This is a genomic window from Arthrobacter sp. 05T444, assembly GCF_056395905.1.
This window is the reverse complement of record NZ_JBFTKK010000004.1, coordinates 70612-89901: the sequence shown is the minus strand read 5'-3', so window position 1 is coordinate 89901 and position 19290 is coordinate 70612. Positions and strand designations below refer to the sequence as shown.

Annotated in this window: 18 protein-coding genes; 10 read left to right on the top strand and 8 right to left on the bottom strand. The window is 66.5% G+C overall.

Translation table 11 applies throughout. The annotated features are described in order from the left end of the window. Positions 1–71: 71 nt before the first annotated feature. The 3 genes from AC1DD3_RS05645 (at position 72) to AC1DD3_RS05635 (ending at position 3289) form a co-directional block, all read left to right on the top strand. Entirely contained in the window at positions 72–851 is a 780-nt protein-coding gene (locus AC1DD3_RS05645; RefSeq protein ID WP_476881157.1) for an IclR family transcriptional regulator, read from the top strand. Between the two features lie 102 nt (positions 852–953). Further along, on the top strand, positions 954–2141 hold the full coding sequence (locus tag AC1DD3_RS05640; RefSeq protein WP_230120821.1) for a 4-hydroxybenzoate 3-monooxygenase: 1188 nt from the start codon (positions 954–956) through the stop codon (positions 2139–2141). 86 nt (positions 2142–2227) lie between these two features. After that, positions 2228–3289 carry an FAD-dependent monooxygenase gene (locus AC1DD3_RS05635; protein ID WP_230120823.1) on the top strand — a complete coding sequence of 354 codons (1062 nt, stop codon included), beginning with the start codon at positions 2228–2230 and terminating at the stop codon, positions 3287–3289. A 92-nt stretch (positions 3290–3381) separates the two neighbouring features. Here the strand turns inward: AC1DD3_RS05635 and AC1DD3_RS05630 are convergent, their stop codons facing one another. From AC1DD3_RS05630 to purB, 4 genes are all read right to left on the bottom strand, one after another. Next, positions 3382–3816 carry an acyl-CoA thioesterase gene (locus AC1DD3_RS05630; protein ID WP_476877701.1) on the bottom strand — a complete coding sequence of 145 codons (435 nt, stop codon included), beginning with the start codon at positions 3814–3816 and terminating at the stop codon, positions 3382–3384. A 106-nt stretch (positions 3817–3922) separates the two neighbouring features. Beyond that, on the bottom strand, positions 3923–4426 hold the full coding sequence (locus tag AC1DD3_RS05625; RefSeq protein ID WP_230120827.1) for a GNAT family N-acetyltransferase: 504 nt from the start codon (positions 4424–4426) through the stop codon (positions 3923–3925). A gap of 112 nt (positions 4427–4538) precedes the next feature. Next, complete coding sequence (locus AC1DD3_RS05620; RefSeq protein WP_230120829.1) at positions 4539–5204, bottom strand: histidine phosphatase family protein; 666 nt, start codon at positions 5202–5204, stop codon at positions 4539–4541. 106 nt (positions 5205–5310) lie between these two features. Further along, entirely contained in the window at positions 5311–6753 is a 1443-nt protein-coding gene (purB, locus tag AC1DD3_RS05615) for an adenylosuccinate lyase (protein ID WP_230120831.1), read from the bottom strand. A 502-nt stretch (positions 6754–7255) separates the two neighbouring features. Here purB and AC1DD3_RS05610 point away from each other — a divergent pair. After that, positions 7256–8731 (top strand): hypothetical protein, encoded by a 1476-nt coding sequence (locus AC1DD3_RS05610; RefSeq protein WP_476881156.1) that lies wholly within the window; start codon positions 7256–7258, stop codon positions 8729–8731. Between the two features lie 18 nt (positions 8732–8749). Here AC1DD3_RS05610 and AC1DD3_RS05605 read toward each other — a convergent pair whose 3' ends face one another. Beyond that, a complete protein-coding gene (locus AC1DD3_RS05605) occupies positions 8750–9178 on the bottom strand; it encodes a phage holin family protein (RefSeq protein ID WP_230120835.1) in 429 nt (142 codons plus the stop codon). Positions 9179–9317: 139 nt separating this feature from the next. On the opposite strand from AC1DD3_RS05605, the gene hisC reads away from it, so the two are divergent. The 5 genes from hisC (at position 9318) to AC1DD3_RS05580 (ending at position 15146) form a co-directional block, all read left to right on the top strand. Next, entirely contained in the window at positions 9318–10436 is a 1119-nt protein-coding gene (hisC, locus tag AC1DD3_RS05600; RefSeq protein WP_476881155.1) for a histidinol-phosphate transaminase, read from the top strand. Between the two features lie 148 nt (positions 10437–10584). Continuing rightward, positions 10585–11817, top strand: coding sequence for a thiamine pyrophosphate-dependent dehydrogenase E1 component subunit alpha (locus AC1DD3_RS05595; RefSeq protein WP_230120839.1), 1233 nt, complete (start codon positions 10585–10587; stop codon positions 11815–11817). Continuing rightward, complete coding sequence (locus AC1DD3_RS05590; protein ID WP_230120840.1) at positions 11817–12797, top strand: alpha-ketoacid dehydrogenase subunit beta; 981 nt, start codon at positions 11817–11819, stop codon at positions 12795–12797. The genes AC1DD3_RS05595 and AC1DD3_RS05590 overlap by 1 nt, the downstream gene beginning before the upstream one ends. A 99-nt stretch (positions 12798–12896) precedes the next feature. Then, positions 12897–14453, top strand: a complete 1557-nt coding sequence (locus AC1DD3_RS05585) for a dihydrolipoamide acetyltransferase family protein (protein ID WP_230120842.1) — start codon at positions 12897–12899, stop codon at positions 14451–14453. 63 nt (positions 14454–14516) lie between these two features. Continuing rightward, positions 14517–15146 (top strand): phosphatase PAP2 family protein, encoded by a 630-nt coding sequence (locus AC1DD3_RS05580; RefSeq protein WP_230120844.1) that lies wholly within the window; start codon positions 14517–14519, stop codon positions 15144–15146. 54 nt (positions 15147–15200) lie between these two features. On the opposite strand, the gene AC1DD3_RS05575 is transcribed toward AC1DD3_RS05580, so the two are convergent. Next, positions 15201–15539 (bottom strand): hypothetical protein, encoded by a 339-nt coding sequence (locus AC1DD3_RS05575; protein WP_476881154.1) that lies wholly within the window; start codon positions 15537–15539, stop codon positions 15201–15203. A gap of 231 nt (positions 15540–15770) precedes the next feature. Between AC1DD3_RS05575 and AC1DD3_RS05570 the strand changes: the two genes are divergently transcribed. Continuing rightward, a complete protein-coding gene (locus AC1DD3_RS05570; RefSeq protein WP_476881153.1) occupies positions 15771–17351 on the top strand; it encodes an AMP-binding protein in 1581 nt (526 codons plus the stop codon). A gap of 36 nt (positions 17352–17387) precedes the next feature. Here the strand turns inward: AC1DD3_RS05570 and AC1DD3_RS05565 are convergent, their stop codons facing one another. Together AC1DD3_RS05565 and AC1DD3_RS05560 are read right to left on the bottom strand one after the other, a co-directional pair. Beyond that, entirely contained in the window at positions 17388–17819 is a 432-nt protein-coding gene (locus AC1DD3_RS05565) for a universal stress protein (protein ID WP_230121493.1), read from the bottom strand. 112 nt (positions 17820–17931) lie between these two features. Then, positions 17932–19245: an aminotransferase-like domain-containing protein gene (locus AC1DD3_RS05560; protein WP_230121494.1), complete on the bottom strand. Its 1314-nt coding sequence runs from the start codon at positions 19243–19245 to the stop codon at positions 17932–17934. Positions 19246–19290: the final 45 nt, after the last annotated feature.

Below are 19290 nucleotides of genomic sequence, written 5' to 3'. Positions count from 1 at the left end.
CGACATGAGAGTTGTATCACCCACGGGTGTAATCTGGGACAATTTATACCGTTGAATGGAAGCAGAACGCCTTGGCCAACTCAGTTTCCGGAGACTCGGTGGTGGACCGGGTGGTCCGCGTCATCGCAGCCTTTCCCGAGGGTGTCAGCGTCCTGCAACTCTCGGAGCTGGCCGAGCGGGCGGGGCTGCCCCTCACCACGGCCCACCGGCTGGTCCGGCAGCTGGCACAGCACGGCCTGCTCGAGGCCGGGGCCGGCGGCTCGGTGCGGTTGGGCCTGCGGCTGTGGGAGCTGGTCAACCGCAATTCGCCCACCCTGGCGCTGCGCCAGGCGGCAATGCCGTTCATGGAAGACATCCAGCATGTGCTCAACCAAAACGTGAACCTCGCCGTGCTCGACGGCTGGGAGGCGCTCTTTGTGGAGCGCCTGTCCCACCGTGGTTCCGTGGCAAACCGTGCCCAGATCGCCGGGCGCCTGGCCGTGCACGTGTCCTCGGCCGGGCTGGCGCTGATGTCGCACCAGCCCCGGTCCGTCCAGACGGAATACCTTGAGCAGTTCACTGATCCGGCCGGAAAGGTGACGGCGGAGGAACTCCGGGCACTGCTCAGCGAGGCCGCCCATCAGGGTTATGCCCAGCTGGCCGGTGTGATCGACCCCGATACGTGGGGCATTGCGGTCCCCGTGCTGGACGGCCGGAAACTGGCGGTCGCCGCGCTCGGCGTAGTTGTTCCCCTGCGGGAGGTGCGGCTCCAGGCCCTGGTCCCGGCGTTGCAGACCGCGGCCCGCGGCATCGGGCGGCGGCTTGGTGACGCCGGCACGTTGACTCAATTCCGATCAACGGAATCCTTGTAACGCCGAACACACTCCCCGGCGCACACTGTTAGCCACAAGAACTTACGGCCCAGTGGTCCAGAGTGATCCAGCAGAGGGCCCCGCGACGAAGCGAGGAACGACATGGCAGCACGCAAAATCATCACCACCCAGGTGGCCATCATGGGCGCAGGCCCCGCCGGCCTCATGCTTTCCCATCTGCTGGCGACGGCGGGCATCGAATCCACTGTGATCGAGATCCGCAGCCGCCAGGAGATCTCCGAGACCGTTCGCGCCGGCATCCTGGAACACGGCACGGTCAACATGCTCGTGGACAGCGGAGTCTCCGACCGGGTGCTCCGCGACGGCGACAGGCACGATGGCATCGAACTGCGCTTCAACGGTGAGAGCCACCGCATCGACTTCAAGGACCTGGTGGGGGAGAGTGTCTGGCTCTACCCGCAGACTGACGTTTTCATGGACCTCGCTGCCCGCAGGGAGGCCGACGCCGGAGACGTCCGCTACAGCGTCACGGACACCACGGTGCACGACATCGAGGGCAATCCCAGGGTGTGGTTCACGGACGCCGACGGGGTTGAGTACGAACTGCAGGCAGACTTCATCGCCGGCGCGGACGGTTCCCGCAGCCATTGCCGGTTCCAGATCCCCGAAGCGCACCGCCAGTGGTACTTCCACGAGTACCCCTTCGCCTGGTTCGGCATCTTGGCCGAGGCGCCCCGCAGCTCCGACGAACTCATCTATGCCAACTCTGAGAAGGGTTTCGCACTGATCAGCCAGCGCACGGAAACCGTCCAGCGGATGTACTTCCAGTGCGACCCGAACGAGGACGTGAACAACTGGAGCGAGGAGCGGATCTGGGAGGCCTTCCGGAGCCGGGTCAATGGCAACGGTTTCGAGCTTAAGGAAGGGCCAGTGATCGATAAGATGGTCCTGAAGTTCCGCAGTTTCGTCCACACGCCAATGCGCCACGGCAAGCTCTTCCTGGCCGGGGATGCCGCGCACACCGTGCCGCCCACCGGCGCCAAGGGCCTGAACCTGGCGATCCACGACGTCAAAGTGCTGTTCGAGGGCCTCGACAGCTTCTACAGGACCGGCTCGTCGGTCCTGCTGGATTCGTACAGCGACCGCGCCCTGGACCGCGTGTGGAAGGCGCAGCAGTTCTCGTACTGGATGACGTCCATGCTGCACACCCCGGCGGACGCCGATGATTTCTCCCGGGCGCGCCAGCTGGGCGAGCTCAACTCGGTGGTGTCGTCCCGGCACGGGCAGGCCTACCTTGCCGAGGCCTACACGGGCTGGCCTTCCGCCTAGCTCGGTCCGCATCCCTCTCTCCGCACAACCGGCCCCGGCCAGGGCCGGTCAAGCTGCAGGCCGCCGTCGGGGATTAACATCGGTCCATGGAAGCCATAACCATCATCGGGGGCGGCGTTGCCGGCCTGGCGCTCGCCGCGGGCCTGGACCCTCAGCGCTTCGACGTCACTATCCACGAGCAGCGGCCCGGTCCGCCCACGGTGGAATCGTCTCTCGCCATGTGGCCGGAGGCGCAGAGTGCGCTGGCGCTGCTCGGGATCCTGCCGCACATCAGGGGCGTGGCCGCTACGTTCGGCGGGATGGCCCTGCGGGATGCGGCAGGCAATTCCTGGATCTCGCCGGAAGTGCGCGGAGTGCTGGGCGTGTCCCGGGCCGACCTCCTCGGGCTGCTCGGGGCCGCGGTTCCCCGCAGCGTGCGCCGGGTGGCGACGCGGGTGGAGGACATACCGGCGTCGGGGCCGCTGGCGTCAGGCCTGCTGGTGGGTGCCGACGGTGTCCACAGCGTGGTCCGGCGCGCCTTCTGGGGTGGACGCTCGGAAGCCACGCAGTCGCCCTACCTGGCGTTGCGAGGTGTCCTTGCCGATCCGGTCGCCGCGGATTCCGGCGGCGAATACTGGGGCCGGGGGAAGCTGTTCGGCATTACGCCGGCCTCGGGCGGCAGGACCTACTGGTACGCCTCATTCCGTTCGGACCTTGGACCGTCAGGCGTCGACGTTGCCGAGGCGCTGCAGCAGACCCGGGGCCGGTTTGCGGGAAGCGCGCCCGCCATCAGGCAGGTGCTGGAAACGGCCACTCCGGCGACGTCCCTCGCCCAGCGGATCTGGACGGTTCCAATCCTCGGCAGCTATGAACGGCCGGGTGCTGTGCTGGTGGGCGACGCCGCGCACGGCATGACGCCGAACCTTGGGCGGGGCGCCTGCGAGGCGCTGGTGGACGCCGTCACCCTGGCCGAGCTGCTGAACTCGCGGTCCGTTGCTGAGGCGCTCAGGGCCTACAACAGGAAGCGGGTCCTGCGGACGCAGCTGCTGCGCCTGGGCTCCTCCGGCATGACGCGCCTCGCGCTCGCCGAACGTGCGCAGCCCGTCCGCGACCGGCTGCTTAGGCTCGCCACCCAGCAAAGCCCGGCAGGCGCCGTCGGGCGTTCCTGACCCGGACGGACGGTCCCGGCCCGCACAGGCGGCCCTGGTCCCGGACGGACGGGCAAGGGCCGGTTACAGAGTGGATGCCCGACGGCGGTGCCCTAGTCCTGCTCCAGCGTCTCCGTGAGGTGGTGCGTGGGGATCCGGTCGCGGTCGTAGGTGATCTCGGTGTAGCCGTGCGGCTCTGGTTTGCCGTGCGCACTGAGGTTCACGAACACAATCTCCTCGATGGTGAGAATGCTCTGGCGCGTGATCATGTTGCGCACCTCGGCGCGCATGGTCAGCGAGGTGCGCCCGAAACGCGTGGCGGTCAGGCCCATTTCGATCAGGTCGCCCTGCACCGCGGAGCTGACGAAGTTGATCTCGGAGATGTATTTGGTGACCGCACGGCCGTTGCCCAGCTGGAGGATGGCGTAGATCGCCGCCTCCTCGTCGATCCACTTCAGCAGGCTTCCGCCGAACAGCGTGCCGTTGGCGTTGAGGTCCTCGGGGCGCACCCATTTGCGCGTGCGGAAAGTGATGTCTGCGGTTGCCATACAGCGAGATTAGCCGACGGCGGCCGGCCGGCTCCGAGTGTGACGGCCGCGGCCTTGCCCCGGGCCGGTCTTGCGGGCCAGGGCCGGTTGTGGGCATGAGGGCGGGTCAAGCCATGGCCGTGTGCGCCGCGCTGTGGGAGTCGATGGACTTGGCGTAGCAGTAGGAGTGCTCGACGCCGATGTAGGGGCCGAAGTTGGACACCGGTTCGAAGCCGGAGTTCTCGTAGAAGTTCCGGCCGTCCGGCTGGGCCGAGCCGGCTTCGGCCGTGACGCGGGTGATGCCCTGGGCGTGGGCCTCCGCCTCGAGGGCCGCCAGGATGGAGCTGGCCACGCCGGAGCCCCGGGTGTAGGGCAGAACGTAGAGGCGCTTGATTTCGGCGGTGTTCGAATCGAGTAGCCGCAACCCTCCACAGCCCACCGGCTGGCCCGATCCCTTGTCGTACGCCACCAGGAAGACGGCGGTGTCCACCTCCGACGGCTTCGGCCCGGGCTCGTGGTCGGTGCAGCCGAAGCGGGCATCGAGTTCCGCCTGCTGCGCCGCCCGCAGATCGGCACCCACCGGGTTGGACCAGCTGACTTTCCGAATGTTGAGCCTGGGATTGGTCTGCATCTCTGCCTCGATTCGCCGAAGGGTTATGCATATCAAGCCTAGGTGGCCGCCGTTTCCGCCGTGTTTCCCGTGCGTAAGCGTCCAGAGAACAGTGCCGCAACCAGGCCGCCGGCTACCCTGCCGAGCGTCCCATCGGGTCTTCGGCAGTGGGGTCAGCCAGGGCCAGGCCGCCCACGGGGCTGGCATCCCAATGGATCAGGGTCCAGCCGGCGTCGGGATCGCCTTCCAGTGCCACAATGCCGGTGTTCGCGAGCACGTGCCGCGCCGCAAATTCCATGTCGATGTTGTCCGCCCGGAGGCCTGCCCAGACGCGGATGGCGGCCCCGTGGCTGACGATGGCCACGGCACCGGGGTCCGAGGCTCCGGCGGTCACTTTGGCGATCGCGGCATCGTAGCGCTCGAAGAACTCGTGTCCGTTCGGGCCGGCAGGCATCCGCTTGCCGAAGTCTTTGTTGGCCCAGGCGAAGACCGTTGTCATGTACCGCCGGTGAGCCTCGTGGTCCGTGAGCTTTTCAAGGGCGCCGGCCTCGATTTCATGGATTCCGTCCAGCACCTTGACGTCCAGCCCGAGTTCGCGGCCCAACGGCGCCGCGGTGATCTGGGTCCGGAGCAGCGTGGAGGCGTATAGCGCACTGATCGGCTCTTTCACAAGCGCCTTCGGCAGAGCTTCCGCCTGGCGTTCTCCAAGTTCCGTCAGCCCGGGTCCGGGGTGGGCGGTGTCCAGCTGCCCCAGCACGTTCCCGGGCGTCTCTCCGTGGCGGATGAGCAGGAGCCTCATGGTTCGCATTCCTTTTCGTCGTCGTGAAGGTGAGCGGGACACGCTGGAAACGCGGCCGGAAACGGCGGCGGTGCCGGGCAGCGAGGCCCGGCACCGCCGTCGTACTTTATTTCAGGTGGTCCACCAGCTGGTCCGCGATGCCCGTGTACTTGCCCGGCGTCAGCGCGAGCAGGCGGGCCTCGGCATCCGCCGACAGCCCGAGGCTCTGGACGAATTCCTGCATCCGGGCGGCGTCCACGCGCTGCCCGCGGGTGAGGTCCTTGAGCCGCTCGTACGGGTTTTCCATGCCTTCGACGCCGGCAATCGCCTCGGCGCGCATGACCATCTGGATCGCTTCGCCCAGGACTTCCCAGTTGGTGTCGAGGTCCCCGGCGAGCACGTCCTCTGCCACGTCAAGGCGGTCAAGGCCCTTGGCCACGTTGGAGATCGCCAGCAGTGAGTGGCCGAATGCCACGCCGATGTTGCGCTGGCTGGAGGAGTCCGTGAGGTCGCGCTGCCAACGGGAGGTCACGAGGGTTGAGCCCAGCACGTCCAGGAGCCCGGAGGAGATCTCCAGGTTGGCCTCGGCGTTTTCAAAGCGGATCGGGTTGACCTTGTGCGGCATCGTGGAGGAGCCGGTGGCGCCCGCCACGGGGATCTGCGCGAAGTAGCCGATCGAGATGTAGCTCCAGATGTCCGTGCACACGTTGTGCAGGATCCGGTTGAAGCGGGCGACGTCGGCGTAGAGCTCGGCCTGCCAGTCGTGGCTTTCGATCTGGGTGGTCAGCGGGTTCCAGGTCAGGCCCAGGCCCTGGACGAACGACTTGGAGACCTGCTGCCAGTCGGCACCGGGAACGGAGGCGACGTGGGCGGCGTAGGTGCCGGTGGCACCGTTGATCTTGCCGAGATACTCGGTCTTGGCGATCCGGTCCAGCTGGCGGGTCAGGCGGTGCGCGATGACCGCGAGTTCCTTGCCCAGCGTGGTGGGCGTGGCCGGCTGGCCGTGGGTGCGGGACAGCATGGGGACGGCGCGGTTGTCCTCGGCCATCTTGCTGATCTGGGCCACGAGGGCCCGCGCGGCCGGCAGCCACACGTCCTCCACAGCACCCTTGACGCCGAGCGCATAGGAGAGGTTGTTGATGTCCTCGGAGGTGCAGCCGAAGTGCACCATGGCGGTCAGGTTCTCGATGCCGATCGCGGGAAGGCGGCGGCCGATGTAGTATTCCACGGCCTTGACGTCGTGGACCGTGACGGCCTCGATTTCGGCTAGTTCGGAGACGGAGGCGGCGTCGAATTCGGTGACGATCTTGCGGAGCCGGTCCTGCTGGTCCGCGGTGAGAGGACCAGCGCCGGGAAGGACGTTGTTGCTGGTCAGGTGGATGAGCCACTCCACCTCGACGGCCACGCGGTCGCGGTTGAGGGCGGCCTCGGACAGGTAGTCAACGAGGGGCGCGACGGCGGACTGGTAGCGGCCGTCCAGCGGGCCGAGCGCAATCTGTTCCGGAGACGCGGCGAGGGCCAGGCGTCCGGAGGGCGTACGGGTATCAGCTGTGGCGGCAGTTTCAGGCATGCCCTGATTCTTTCACGAACTTCTGCGCCGGCTAAAGCGCGCGGTTCGTTGTGACTTCTCCCCAACAGGACGCACCCCCGACGTCTGTCCACATAGCCGACGGCGGGTGTTCCGGAGCGCAGCCACGCTCCGTAGCGTCGGAGGCAGGAGGGAAAACCGCGGGTGCCGGGTGCGGCAGAAGAAGGAGGAGTAACCGGATGAGTGCCAGCATCAGCGCGGCTGACGCCGCGGCGTGTTCATCACGCAGCTTTGAAGTCCAATTGCTGGCGCGGCGTTTGGAGGAGTGCGCAGGACAGGTTGAGGAGGCGCTTTCACGGCTGTCGCGCCTGCAGCTGTCTGGCTGGCAGTCACCGGCGGGCAGGGCGTTCCGGGAAAGCGCAGGACTGCAGGCCGGAGCCCTGCGCCGGGCCCGAGAGCGGATGGACTCGGCCGCTGCGTCCGTGCGAAGGCACGCCAACAATGTGTCCTTGTCCTCCCCGCGGACTGCGGCTGGCGGGTTCTGATGGCCGAACTTACGCCGTCTGAAAGTGGAGGCCCGCTGCTGCCGGTCGAGCCGGCCTCGGACGGATTCCTTTTGGTACGCGGCGGTGCAGGCGGAATCGCGTTCCAACTCGAGGAACTCTCGGCAGGGGCGACCGAGCTCAACGCCCTTGCCCGGGATCTGGCTGCCGTGGAACTGGATGCGCATAGGGTCTGGACGGCACTGGGCCCGTACCAGAATGATTCGCCGTCCAGCGGGATGGAAGCAGTCACGGGCGTCTGGGAAGGACGGCGTGCCGTCGCGGCCGTGCGCGAGGAACTGCAGGACATCGCCAGCCAGGTTCAGGCGTGCAAGCGCGACTATGAAGCCGCCGAACAGCGAAGCCTGGCCAGCCTCCGCTCCGGCATCGATGCGCTGAGGCTCCTGCCGGCTCAAATAATGGATCTGCATCTCGGAGGCCTGGGCGATCCCCTCCGCGCGGACTTTAGCAGGCTGCTGAACCGGGACAGCATGGAGGAGGTGGCGGGCAACTACGCGGTCCTCCTTGCCCTATTGGGGGTGAATTCTCCGGCCCTCCTCGGAGCCGTCACTATGGCGGCGGCCACCGGGATGAAGGGATCCGGCGTCCCCGATGTCATCCGCATGCTTGCCGGCGGTGTGATGCCGCAACTCAGGCCTCGCCCTGTCACTGCAACAGCAGCATCCACGTCGGCGATCACCCTTGACGCTTCGCCTGCCGGCCTTCTGGTCAGGGCCGAGACCGTGGATGAGGACGGCCTCGGCAAGATCGAGATCATCCGGACGGAACAGGGCGGTCACGAGGCTTTCATCGTCATCATTCCCGGCACGCAGCCGGGTGCCGCAGGCGGTTCCAACCCCTTCGACGAGTACGGCATCGCCGAAGGCCTGGGGTATGGCTCTGAACACACGGGGGCCGCGATCCGGGACGCGCTGCGGCAGGCCGGCGCGGAGGCTGGTGCCCAAGTCGTGGCCGTCGGCTACAGCCAGGGCGGAATTCACGCCATGAACCTCAGCCAAGATAAGGCTTTCCTCGCGGAATATGACCTCAAGTACGTGCTGACGGCAGGATCACCGGTAGGCGGCATCAACCCCGAGCCGGGCATTAGCACGCTGCATCTCGAACATCGTCAGGACTGGGTTCCGGGAGCGGACGGGGTGCCCAGCCCCGACACGCGGGACCGCGTTACGGTGACAGTCCAAAACCGGGTGCTGACGCCTCTGGGGGAGGAGCCCGGTCTGGGACCGGGCCACAGACTGGCCAACTATGAAGCCGGCGCCAGGGCCATCTCGGAGAGCGGCGACGCGTCGCTCGTGGCGTCCACCGCCGCGCTTGCGGGCGTCGTGGGCGCCGGCGGAGCGGCAACCGCCACTCGCTTCCAGCTGGTCCGCGCACCGCAAGCGCCGGTAGCCACACGGCGGTACGTGGACCGGCGATTGCCCAGGCAAGCGGACATCCGGCCCACCGGCGGCCGATGAACCCCTGTCATTGCGCTTTTACCGGCGGCGCGCCCCGGGGATCCTGTCGGCCACCAGGGAAATGATGGTGATGACGATCGCCGCCAGCACGGCCGTCCAGAAGAAGGAGTCAATCGTGAAATGCACCGGCGTGTAGCTGCTGATCCAGGACGTCAGGTACAGCATGGCCGCATTGATCACGATCGTGAACAGCCCGAGCGTGAGGATGGTGATGGGCAGGGACAGGAAGCTGATGACGGGCCGGACGAAGGCGTTGACCACGCCGAAAATCAGCCCAATGAACAGGTAGGCCAGGATGATGCCGATGGCGTTGGTGCCCTGGCTGACACCCGTCTTGGCCACGGCCTCGGTGGTGGCCGCAGTGGAGATGTCCAGTCCGGGCAGAATCCAGCTGGCAATCCACAGCGCCAGTCCGTTGATGAGCACCCGCACGATGAAAGATCGCATGCGCCCATGCTGTCACATCGAGCTTGGAACGGGTCCGCGGGCGGAGACCCTCCGCCTCGGGTCGCAGGACTGGGGTCCGGACGGTGCCCCGGGTCCGGCCGGAGCCGGGTCACAGAAAGGGCGAAGTAGGCTAGTTGGCATGACTTCATCAGAGACCATGGCGGGCGGCGTCAGGCCGAGACCGGTAGTTGACCGGCTGCCCCGCTACGCCGCAGGCAAGCCGCCCGTCGCCGTCGACGGGCTGGCCAGCTACAAACTGTCGTCCAACGAAAACCCGTTGCCGCCCATTCCGGCCGTCGTCGAGGCCATTGCGGCCCAGACCGACTTCAACCGCTACCCGGACCCGCTCAGCACGAAGCTCCGGACCGCGCTCGCCGAATTCCTGGACGTGCCCGCCGAGGACATCGTCACCGGCGCGGGCAGCCTCGGCGCCCTTAACCAGTTGCTGACCACTTTTGCGGGCCAGAACGACGACGGCAAGGCCGACGAAGTCATCTACGCCTGGCGGTCGTTTGAGGCCTATCCCATCTGTGTAGGTCTGGCAGGTGCCGAGAGCGTCCGGATTCCCCTCACGGCGGATGGCAGGCACGATCTCGATGCCATGGCCGCGGCCGTCACGGTGCGCACCAAGGTGATCCTGCTCTGCACACCGAACAACCCCACCGGTCCCATCCTGACGGCTGAGGAAACCGAGCGCTTCATCAACGCCGTTCCCTCAGATGTCCTGGTGGTCATCGACGAGGCTTACCAGGAGTTCGTCCGGGCGGAGAACGCCGTGGACGGGATCCGGATGTACCGGAAATACCCCAACGTCGTGGTGCTCAGGACCTTCTCCAAGGCGCACGGACTCGCGGGCCTGCGCGTCGGCTACAGCATTTCGCAGCCTGAGCTGACCCAGCACCTGCGGGTCGCTGCCACCCCCTTCGCGGTGTCCCAGATCGCCGAGCAGGCCGCGGTGGTGTCGTTGCAGAATTTCGACCAGGTTGTAGAAAGGGTACAAAGCCTCGTGGATGAGCGGGACCGTGTGACGGCCGGTCTGCGAGCCCTGGGCTGGTTTGTGCCGGAAGCCCAGGGGAACTTCGTGTGGCTGGATCTGGGCGAGAACAGTGCTGAATTCTCCCAGTTGGCGGGGGAACGGGCGCTTTCCGTGCGCGCTTTCGGCACCGAGGGCGTACGAGTCAGCATCGGCGAGCCCGAGGCAAACACCCGCTTCTTGGAACTCTGTGCAATCTATACAAAACCGCCACGGCGTTCCTAGCGCTTAACAAACGTCCGGGCCTACCTACGCCGGATAAAGTAAGGAACAGTAAGCCAAAAATATATGCCGCATCCGGAATGCATTCCCGATGCGGCATATATCCCAGCGACATTGCAACGCATCCGGATGCGGCAAGCAAGGAGACGGCATGGGCGCCACACATCTGCCCTCCACCGAGTTCGACGGAACCGAGGTGGACGACCAGCTAGAGGCCGAAGCCGAGGCTGCCTTGGGCGAGCCCCGGACCGAAATGGTCCAGCTGCTTGGGCCGGACGGCACACTCGGGACGGACTCCGTATTCTCCGAGTACGCCGAAAGGCTGGACGCCGAAAAGCTTCGCGGCTTCTATGCCGACATGGCGGCCATCCGGCGCTTTGACCAGGAGGCCACGGCCCTGCAGCGCCAGGGCCAGCTGGCCCTTTGGGTTCCGCTGACGGGGCAGGAGGCCGCGCAGATCGGGTCTGGACGCGCGAGCCAGCCGCAGGACTACATCTTCCCCACGTACCGCGAGCACGGTGTTGCCCTCACGCGGAACGTGGACCTGGCGGAGCTTTTGCGGCAGTTCCGCGGCATCTCCAACGGCGGCTGGAACCCCAAGGACACCAACTTCCACTTGTACACGCTGGTCCTGGCTGCGCAGACGCCGCACGCCGTGGGATACGCCATGGGAATCCAGCGCGACCAGCGGTTGGCAGAGGCGAACGGCCTGGCTGACTCCCAGCCGGCTGAACCTAAGGCCGCCGTCATGGTCTATTTCGGCGACGGTGCCAGTTCCGAGGGCGACGTCCACGAATCCATGGTGTTTGCCTCCTCCTATAAAGCGCCGGTGGTTTTCTTCTGCCAAAACAACCACTGGGCCATCTCAGTGCCCACTGCGGTGCAGACGCGGATCCCGCTGTCCAACCGTGCCAAGGGTTACGGCTTCCCGGGCATCCGCGTGGACGGCAACGACGTCATCGCCGTGCACGCCGTCACCGAATGGGCCCTCGAGCATGCGCGCCAGGGCAACGGCCCGGTGCTGATCGAGGCCTTTACCTACCGCGTCGGCGCCCACACCACAGCGGACGACCCCACCAAGTACCGGGAGTCCTCCGAGGAAGCGCTGTGGCGGGCCAAGGACCCACTGGAGCGACTCGAGAAATACCTTCGCTCCGAGGACATGGCCGATGACTCCTTCTTCGCGAAGGTCGCGGCTGACGGCGACGAACTCGCCGCTTACATCCGCAAGTCCACGTACGATTCCGAGACCCCGGACATCAGGACTGCCTTCGCCAATACCTACGTGGAGGCCCACCCGCTCGTAGCCGAGGAACTGGCCTGGTTCGAGGAATACACCGCCGGATTCGCCAGCGAGGACGCCGCAGAAGGGGCTGGCCACTGATGACCACCATGACCATTGCCAAGGCCATCAACGAGGGCCTGCGCGCCACTCTCAGCAACAACCCCAAGACCCTGCTGATGGGCGAGGACATCGGGCCGCTAGGCGGCGTCTACCGCGTCACCGACGGCCTGATCGGCGAGTTCGGTGCCGACCGCGTGGTGGACACCCCGCTGGCGGAATCCGGCATCATCGGCACCGCGATCGGCCTGGCCCTGCGCGGTTACCTGCCCGTCTGCGAGATCCAGTTCGACGGTTTCGTGTTCCCCGGCTTCAACCAGATCACCACACAGCTCGCCAAGATGCACTCACGCAGCAACGGGAACCTGACCGTCCCTGTCGTCATCCGCATCCCCTACGGCGGCGGCATCGGCTCGATCGAGCACCACTCGGAGTCGCCGGAGGCGCTGTTCGCGCACACCGCCGGAATCCGCATCATCACCCCCTCCAATCCGCATGACGCCTACTGGATGATCCAGCAGGCCGTGGACTGCCAGGACCCTGTGATCGTCTTCGAACCCAAGCGCCGCTATTGGCTCAAGGGTGAGGTGGACACCCAGACGGCAGGCCTCGCCGAGGACCCCTTCAAGGCGCACGTTGTGCGGGAAGGCACCGACGCCACCGTAGTGGTCTACGGTCCGCTGGTTCCCGTGGCTCTCGCGGCGGCCAACGCCGCCGCGGAAGACGGGCGCAGCATCGAAGTCATCGACCTCCGTTCCATTTCGCCGATCGACTTCGACACGATCGAAGCGTCGGTGAAGAAAACCGGACGACTGATCGTGTCCCATGAGGCGCCCACCTTCGGGGGCATCGGCGGAGAAATCGCGGCCCGGATCGGTGAACGCGCCTTCCACTCGCTCGAGGCTCCGGTCATCCGCGTGGGAGGCTTCCACATGCCCTACCCCGTGGCCAAGGTGGAAGAGGATTACCTTCCGGACATCGACCGCATTCTTGAGGCGCTGGACCGGGCTTTCGCCTACTGACGCTGTCACCCGCTGACGCTTTCGCCTACTGACGTTTCCGCCTCCGGCCGCCTCCGGGCGCCGGCCGGCAAGCCTGAGCTTTCGAAACCCGAGGACCCCATGACGCTTAACAAGTTCAACCTCCCCGACGTGGGCGAGGGCCTGACCGAGGCAGAGATCGTCTCCTGGAAGGTCAAGCCGGGCGACACTGTGGCCATCAACGATGTCCTCTGCGAGATCGAGACGGCCAAGTCCCTCGTGGAACTGCCGTCGCCTTTCGCCGGCACCGTCACGGAACTGCTGGTGCCGGAAGGTGTGACCATCGACGTCGGAACAGCCATCATCAGCGTTTCCGACGCTGTCTCCGGCGACCCCACCCCTGCCGACGTCCCGGCGCCTGCCCTGCAGGCGGCCGAGCCGGCTCCACTCATGTACGGAAAACTTCCGGACGACGCCGAGGATGCGGCCGCCGGGGCTGGCGCCGCCGTTTCTGGCGGGCAGGGAGTATCCGACGGCGGTGCAGCGGCCGGCGGCCTGGCCGGCGGTCCGCTGGTTGGCTCCGGTCCGAAGGCCGATGCCGTCAGGCGCCGCCCGCGGAAGGCTTCCGTCCCGCAGGCCGGGCCGGTGCTTTCGACAGCTCCGACGGTCCAGCCTCTCGAGACCCGCGGTTCCGCGATTTCGACAGGCTCCTTCACCGCTCATGCTCCCGCGACTTCGACAGGATCCATCACCGGCCCGGACAAGCCCACTTTCGGCGGGACCATCACCGGGCTGATGAACAAGGTCCTTGCCAAGCCTCCGGTGCGCAAGATCGCCCGGGACTTGGGGATCGACCTGGCCGATGTGGTTCCTACCGGCGCCCGGGGCGAGGTGACCCGGGAGGACCTGGTCAGCTACCAGGCCCAGCGGGACGCGGAACTGGACCAGGCCGACACCTTCTGGGGCAAGTCCGGACGGCCCCAGGACCAGCGGATCGAGCGGATCCCGGTCAAGGGCGTCCGCAAGGCCACAGCGAAGGCGATGGTGGAGTCCGCGTTCGCCGCACCGCACGTCAGCATCTTCGTGGACGTCGACGCTAGCCGCACCATGGAGTTCGTCAAACGACTCAAGGCCTCCCGCGACTTCGAGGGCATCAAGGTGTCCCCGCTGCTGATCCTTTCCAAGGCAGTCATCTGGGCGGCAGCACGCAACCCCAGCGTGAACGCCACGTGGGTGGACAACCCGGACGGCAGCGATTCTGCCGAGATCCAGGTCAAGCACTTCATGAACCTGGGCATCGCGGCGGCCACGCCGCGGGGCCTGATGGTCCCGAACATCAAGAACGCCCAGGACCTTTCCCTCAAGGAGCTGGCGCTGGCGCTGAACGATCTCGCCACCACCGCCCGTGCCGGCAAGACCCAGCCTTCCCAGATGCAGGGCGGCTCGCTCACCATCACCAACATCGGCGCCCTGGGCATCGACACCGGCACGCCCATCATCAACCCGGGCGAAGTGGCCATCGTCGCCTTCGGAACCATCAAGCAGAAGCCCTGGGTCCTGGACGGCGAGGTCATTCCGCGCTGGATCACCACGCTCGGCGGGTCCTTTGACCACCGTGTGGTGGACGGCGACCTGTCCGCCCGCTTCATGGCCGACGTTGCCGCGATCCTTGAAGAGCCTGCGCTGCTGCTTGACTGACAGCGTTCTGGCGGCACCTTAGACTGACGTCACCGGGGGCCACAGGATGACGGAGGGCCGGCCATGCACGAAGAGCGGAACCTCATGAGCATCCGTGCCAGGAACCGTGTGGCATGGTTCCTCTCGGAGGCCTTCCAGCCGCCCGTCACGGTGGGTCTCCTGCTCCTGTTCAGCCCCGCGATTGAACCCGGGTTCCCCGGTACGGTCTGGTTCGGAGCGCTGGCCGTGCTGTTTGTGTGCGTGCTGCCGTTCGCCCTCGTGCTGCTGCTGGTGCGGCTCGGCAAGGTCACGGACCACCACGTCAGTGACCGCAGGCAGCGGGCACCGGTTCTGGCCATGGCTGTGGTGTCGCTGCTGGCCGGGCTGGGACTGCTGACAGCGATTCACGCCCCGCGGAGCGTGATTGTCATGGTTCTGGCGATTGTCAGCGGGGTTGTGGTGCTCGCCGTCATCAGCCTCTTCTGGAAAATCAGCGGGCATGCAGGGGCGATCGCCCTGTCGACGGCCATCGCCGTCATCATGCTGGGCGCCCCATGGATTCCGCTGCTGCTGCTGATCCCCGCCGTCGGCTGGTCCCGCGTGGTCCTGCGGGCGCACACCGTTGCCCAGGTTGTTGTGGGTGCGCTGATTGGCGGCGGGGTCACCACAGGATTGTGGTGGTTGCTGAGGGAACTGCTGGTCCGCACCGGCTGAGGCCGGCGGCCGCGAACGTAAGACGACAACAGCAAAGACGGCGGTAAGCGGGCCTCAGTAGGCCGGGTAGGCGGTCAGCAGCTGCGCCAGGGCGGGATCGGAGGCGAGGCTGGGCAGGTTGACCGCGGCGGCAATCATCACCCCGGCCAGGGCTGCAATGCCGCCGGACACGGCGGTCAGGAACTTCCAGTCATCGCGGATGACACTCTGCAGGGTGTCCGGCAGGCGGAGGTCCGGGGAGATGAGGTTTGGGGCGCTGTCCACGGAGCCGTCGTCCAGCAGCGCAATGACGCGGCCCGCGCTGCGGTCCAGCCGCATGGAGCAGATGTGGTTCCCGTGGCGGGCGAGGAGGATGTCGTGGCCGACGAGCTGGCGTCGCTGAAGCGTAAGCATTTAGTCCCTGGCGGTAGTAGGTGCTGGCTTGTCCGCACCATCGGGGGCACCTTCAATTTTACCGTTTGAACTGGGGCTGACCTCCGGAAATACGGGTGAGACTGCCCACCAGGGCGCGTGACCCGGGTCAAGTCGGGCGGGTTTCGCCGGGTCCCCCGGCGCGGGGTGGGCCGTACTAGAGTGGCACCAACTGCCGCCGGCAAGGCGGGTGCGGATCAAAGGAGATACGGCGTGTTCTCAAGTCCCTTCCCGGATGTGGATGTTCCGGACCAAAGCATCTACGACTACCTCTTCAGCGGTCTTGCGGCCGGGGATCTGGACCGCATCGCATTGGTGGACGGCGTCAGCGGCGCGCAGACAAGCTACGGGCAGCTGCTCGGGCAGATTAATGCAGTTGCGGGCGCTGTGGCCGCGCAGGGGCTTGGTCCGCATGGTGTTGCGGCGATGCTCTGCCCCAACGTTCCGGCCTTCGCGGCAGTCTTCCACGGGCTCCTCCGGGCCGGCGCCACGATCACCACCGTCAATTCGCTCTACACCGCGGACGAACTGACCCTCCAGCTCCAGGACGCCGGCGCTACGTGGCTGTTCACGGTGTCCGCGCTGCTTCCGGGAGCCAAGGAAGCGGCCGAGCGTGCCGGGATTCCCGCCGAGCGGCTCGTGGTGCTCGACGGCGCCGAAGGTCACCTTTCGCTCCGTGACCTGCTCACCGCAGGCGCGCCGGCTCCGGACGTCACGTTTGACCCGGCCACCCACGTGGCCGTGCTGCCGTATTCATCGGGGACCACGGGGCGGCCCAAGGGGGTGAGGCTCAGCCACCGGAACCTTGTGGCCAACGTACAGCAGGCCCGGGGGCTCCTGGGTGTCACGCCGGACGACAGGCTTCTTGCGCTGCTGCCGTTCTTTCACATCTACGGCCTGACCGTCCTGCTGAATCTTGCCCTGCGGGAACGGGCCAGCCTGGTCACTATCCCGCGGTTCGACCTTGCCGAGTTCCTCCGAATGATCCAGGACCACAGGTGCACCTACCTGTTTATTGCACCGCCCGTGGCGGTGGCCCTGGCCAAGCAACCGCTGGTGGATGAGTACGATCTCAGCTCCGTCCACACCATGCTGTCCGGCGCGGCGCCGCTGGATGGTGAACTGGGCACCAAACTCGCCCAGCGCCTGCACTGCCGCGTCCTGCAGGGCTACGGCATGACAGAGCTGAGCCCCGTCTCGCATCTGATCCCACGGGACGCGACGGATGTTCCCGTGAGTTCGGTGGGCTTCACCGTACCCAACATGGAATGCCGGCTCGTGGACCCGGCTACGGGCGAGGACATCGACATTCCGGCCGAGGGCACCAGCGGCCCGGGCCACCTGCTGTGCCGCGGCCCCAATGTCATGCTCGGGTATCTCAACCGCGCCGAGGAGACGGACGCATGCCTGGATGCAGATGGCTACCTGCGCACCGGTGACGTGGCCACCGTCCGGGCCGACGGCGTGGTGACGATCGTGGACAGGCTGAAGGAGCTGATCAAATATAAGGGCTACCAGATTGCCCCGGCAGAGCTTGAGGCGCTGCTGCTGACGCATCCGGGCATCGCCGACGCCGCCGTGATCGGAACAAGCGACGCCGACGGCCAGGAGGTCCCGATGGCCTTCGTCGTCCGTCAGCCGGGGGAGGGTGGGGCATCGCTCGATGAGGCCGCCGTGATGGACTTTGTTGCTGCGGCGGTGGCACCGTTCAAGAAGGTCCGGCGGGTGGAGTTCATCGACACTGTCCCGAAGTCGGCGTCCGGCAAGATTCTGCGCCGCATGCTGAAGGTTTAGCGGGATGCTGAGAACCCTGCCGGACGCAGCAGTTTCCTAGTCGGCGCCGTAGGTGTTGGCGATGTAGACGTCGCAGGAGGCGGTGTGGGCAACGCTGTTGGCCACGCTTCCCAGCACGCGACCCAGGCCGCGCATGCGTCGGTTGCCCACCACAATCATCCGTGCGTCGAAGCGTTCTGCCTCTTTGATGAGGGCTTCGGCCGGCTTGCCGCGCGCTGACGAATAGGTGACCTTGAGGTCCGTGCCGGCGAGGCTTGCCGCGACGTCCTTGGCCACCTTCTCGGCTTCGCCGGCATCCGAAACGATCCATTTATCGCTGCCGCTGCCATACACCTCGGTCCGGTCCGTGTCGAAGGCCGATACGACGTGCAGCGTCGCCCCCAGCGACACGGCCAGGTCCCTCGCTGTCTCCGCAGCCTTGCGGGCGGTTCCGCTACCGTCCACGCCCACAACAATGATTCCGCTCATGGTCCCGCTCCTCTTCATTTTCCGCGTCCGGGTGCGGGACGCATCATCGCATCCTGCGTCAGCCCGGCCGCGCCCATCCTCAGGCTACAGCGCAGCCGGGACACAGCGCAGGTCAGGTTCCCGCGTGCCTTCCGGCGACCGCATCAATGGCTTCCTGCAGCACCGGCGCGAGCCGCCGCACACCCTCCGCGATGGCGTCGGGCGGCACGGCACTGAATGCCAGGCGCAGCTTGTTTGACGGTTCGTCCGAGTGGCTGAAGGCGGCGCCCGGAATGAACACGACGCCACAGTCGATCGCCTTGCGCAGCAGCGGATAGGTGTCCACGCCGTGCGGCAGCGTGACCCACACGAAGAAGCCGCCCTCGGGACGTGTCCAGGTAAGCCCCTCCGGCATGTACTGCTCCAGCGCTGCCAGCATGGCGTGGCAGCGCTCCGCGTACAGACCCCGGTACGTCTGGATCTGGCCCTTCCAGTCGTAGTCCCGAAGATAGGCCGAGACCAGCATCTGGTTCAGTGTGGGCGGGCACAGCGTTACGGCCTCGGAGGCAAGGTAGTAGCGCCGCAGCAGGTGTGCCGGGACGAGTGCCCAGCCGATGCGCAGTCCCGGCGCGAAGATCTTGGAGAACGATCCCATGTAGATGACGTCGTCCGGGTTGGCCGCGCGCAGCGGCTCCAGCGGTTCCCCGTCAAAACGGAGCAGGCCGTACGGGTTGTCCTCCAGAACCAGGATGTTGGCCCGGCGGCAGATATCGACGATCTGTTGGCGCCGCTCCTGCGCCAGGGTGATGCCGGAGGGATTGTTGAAGTTGGGGATCGTGTAGAGGAACTTGATGTTCTTTCCGGCGGTCTGGAGTGCGGCGATCCTGGCCTCGAGAAGCTCCGGTACCAGGCCGTCGTCGTCCATTTCCACCGCCTCAACCTGAACCTGGTACGCCTCGAACGTGTTGAGGGCACCCACGTAGGTGGGTTCCTCCACGAGGACGACGTCTCCCGGGTCGCAGAAGACCTTGGTGGCCACGTCCTGGGCAGACTGGGAGCCGGCGGTGATCACCACGTTCTCAGGTAGGGCGTCCAGGATGCCCTCAGCGGCCATGACTTCGCAGATCTGCGTGCGGAGCTCTTCCGTGCCCTGGCCGCCGCCGTACTGGAGGGCTGTCAGTCCATCTTCGGCGATGATCCTCGCAGCCGTCTTGGCGAGTCTGTCCAGGGGAAGGGACTGCAGGTAGGGGCTGCCGCCCGCTAGGGAGACGAGCCCGGGTCGCATCGAGATGTCGAAAACGTCCCGGACGGCCGACTGCTTGATGTTCGCTGCGCGCTCCGAGAAGAGTTCATCGTGGCGGTGGGCGGACGTTGCCGCCCGTTCAATCGCATCAATGGCTTCGGCGGGAAGGACGGCTGCGGCGGCGTCAAGTGTTTCGTGGGTCACAGTTCCTAGGATACATCCAAGTGTTGCCAGGAAGGCAACATTTGT

Excerpts from the sequence above, each read along its gene's own strand:
- AC1DD3_RS05640 (WP_230120821.1), top strand. The coding sequence starts at position 954 with ATGGCAGCACGCAAAATCATCACCACCCAGGTGGCCATCATGGGCGCA.
- AC1DD3_RS05635 (WP_230120823.1), top strand. The coding sequence starts at position 2,228 with ATGGAAGCCATAACCATCATCGGGGGCGGCGTTGCCGGCCTGGCGCTC.
- AC1DD3_RS05630 (WP_476877701.1), bottom strand. The coding sequence starts at position 3,816 with ATGGCAACCGCAGACATCACTTTCCGCACGCGCAAATGGGTGCGCCCC.
- AC1DD3_RS05625 (WP_230120827.1), bottom strand. The coding sequence starts at position 4,426 with ATGCAGACCAATCCCAGGCTCAACATTCGGAAAGTCAGCTGGTCCAAC.
- AC1DD3_RS05620 (WP_230120829.1), bottom strand. The coding sequence starts at position 5,204 with ATGAGGCTCCTGCTCATCCGCCACGGAGAGACGCCCGGGAACGTGCTG.
- purB (WP_230120831.1), bottom strand. The coding sequence starts at position 6,753 with ATGCCTGAAACTGCCGCCACAGCTGATACCCGTACGCCCTCCGGACGC.
- AC1DD3_RS05610 (WP_476881156.1), top strand. The coding sequence starts at position 7,256 with ATGGCCGAACTTACGCCGTCTGAAAGTGGAGGCCCGCTGCTGCCGGTC.
- AC1DD3_RS05605 (WP_230120835.1), bottom strand. The coding sequence starts at position 9,178 with ATGCGATCTTTCATCGTGCGGGTGCTCATCAACGGACTGGCGCTGTGG.
- hisC (WP_476881155.1), top strand. The coding sequence starts at position 9,318 with ATGACTTCATCAGAGACCATGGCGGGCGGCGTCAGGCCGAGACCGGTA.
- AC1DD3_RS05595 (WP_230120839.1), top strand. The coding sequence starts at position 10,585 with ATGGGCGCCACACATCTGCCCTCCACCGAGTTCGACGGAACCGAGGTG.
- AC1DD3_RS05590 (WP_230120840.1), top strand. The coding sequence starts at position 11,817 with ATGACCACCATGACCATTGCCAAGGCCATCAACGAGGGCCTGCGCGCC.
- AC1DD3_RS05585 (WP_230120842.1), top strand. The coding sequence starts at position 12,897 with ATGACGCTTAACAAGTTCAACCTCCCCGACGTGGGCGAGGGCCTGACC.
- AC1DD3_RS05580 (WP_230120844.1), top strand. The coding sequence starts at position 14,517 with ATGCACGAAGAGCGGAACCTCATGAGCATCCGTGCCAGGAACCGTGTG.
- AC1DD3_RS05575 (WP_476881154.1), bottom strand. The coding sequence starts at position 15,539 with ATGCTTACGCTTCAGCGACGCCAGCTCGTCGGCCACGACATCCTCCTC.
- AC1DD3_RS05565 (WP_230121493.1), bottom strand. The coding sequence starts at position 17,819 with ATGAGCGGAATCATTGTTGTGGGCGTGGACGGTAGCGGAACCGCCCGC.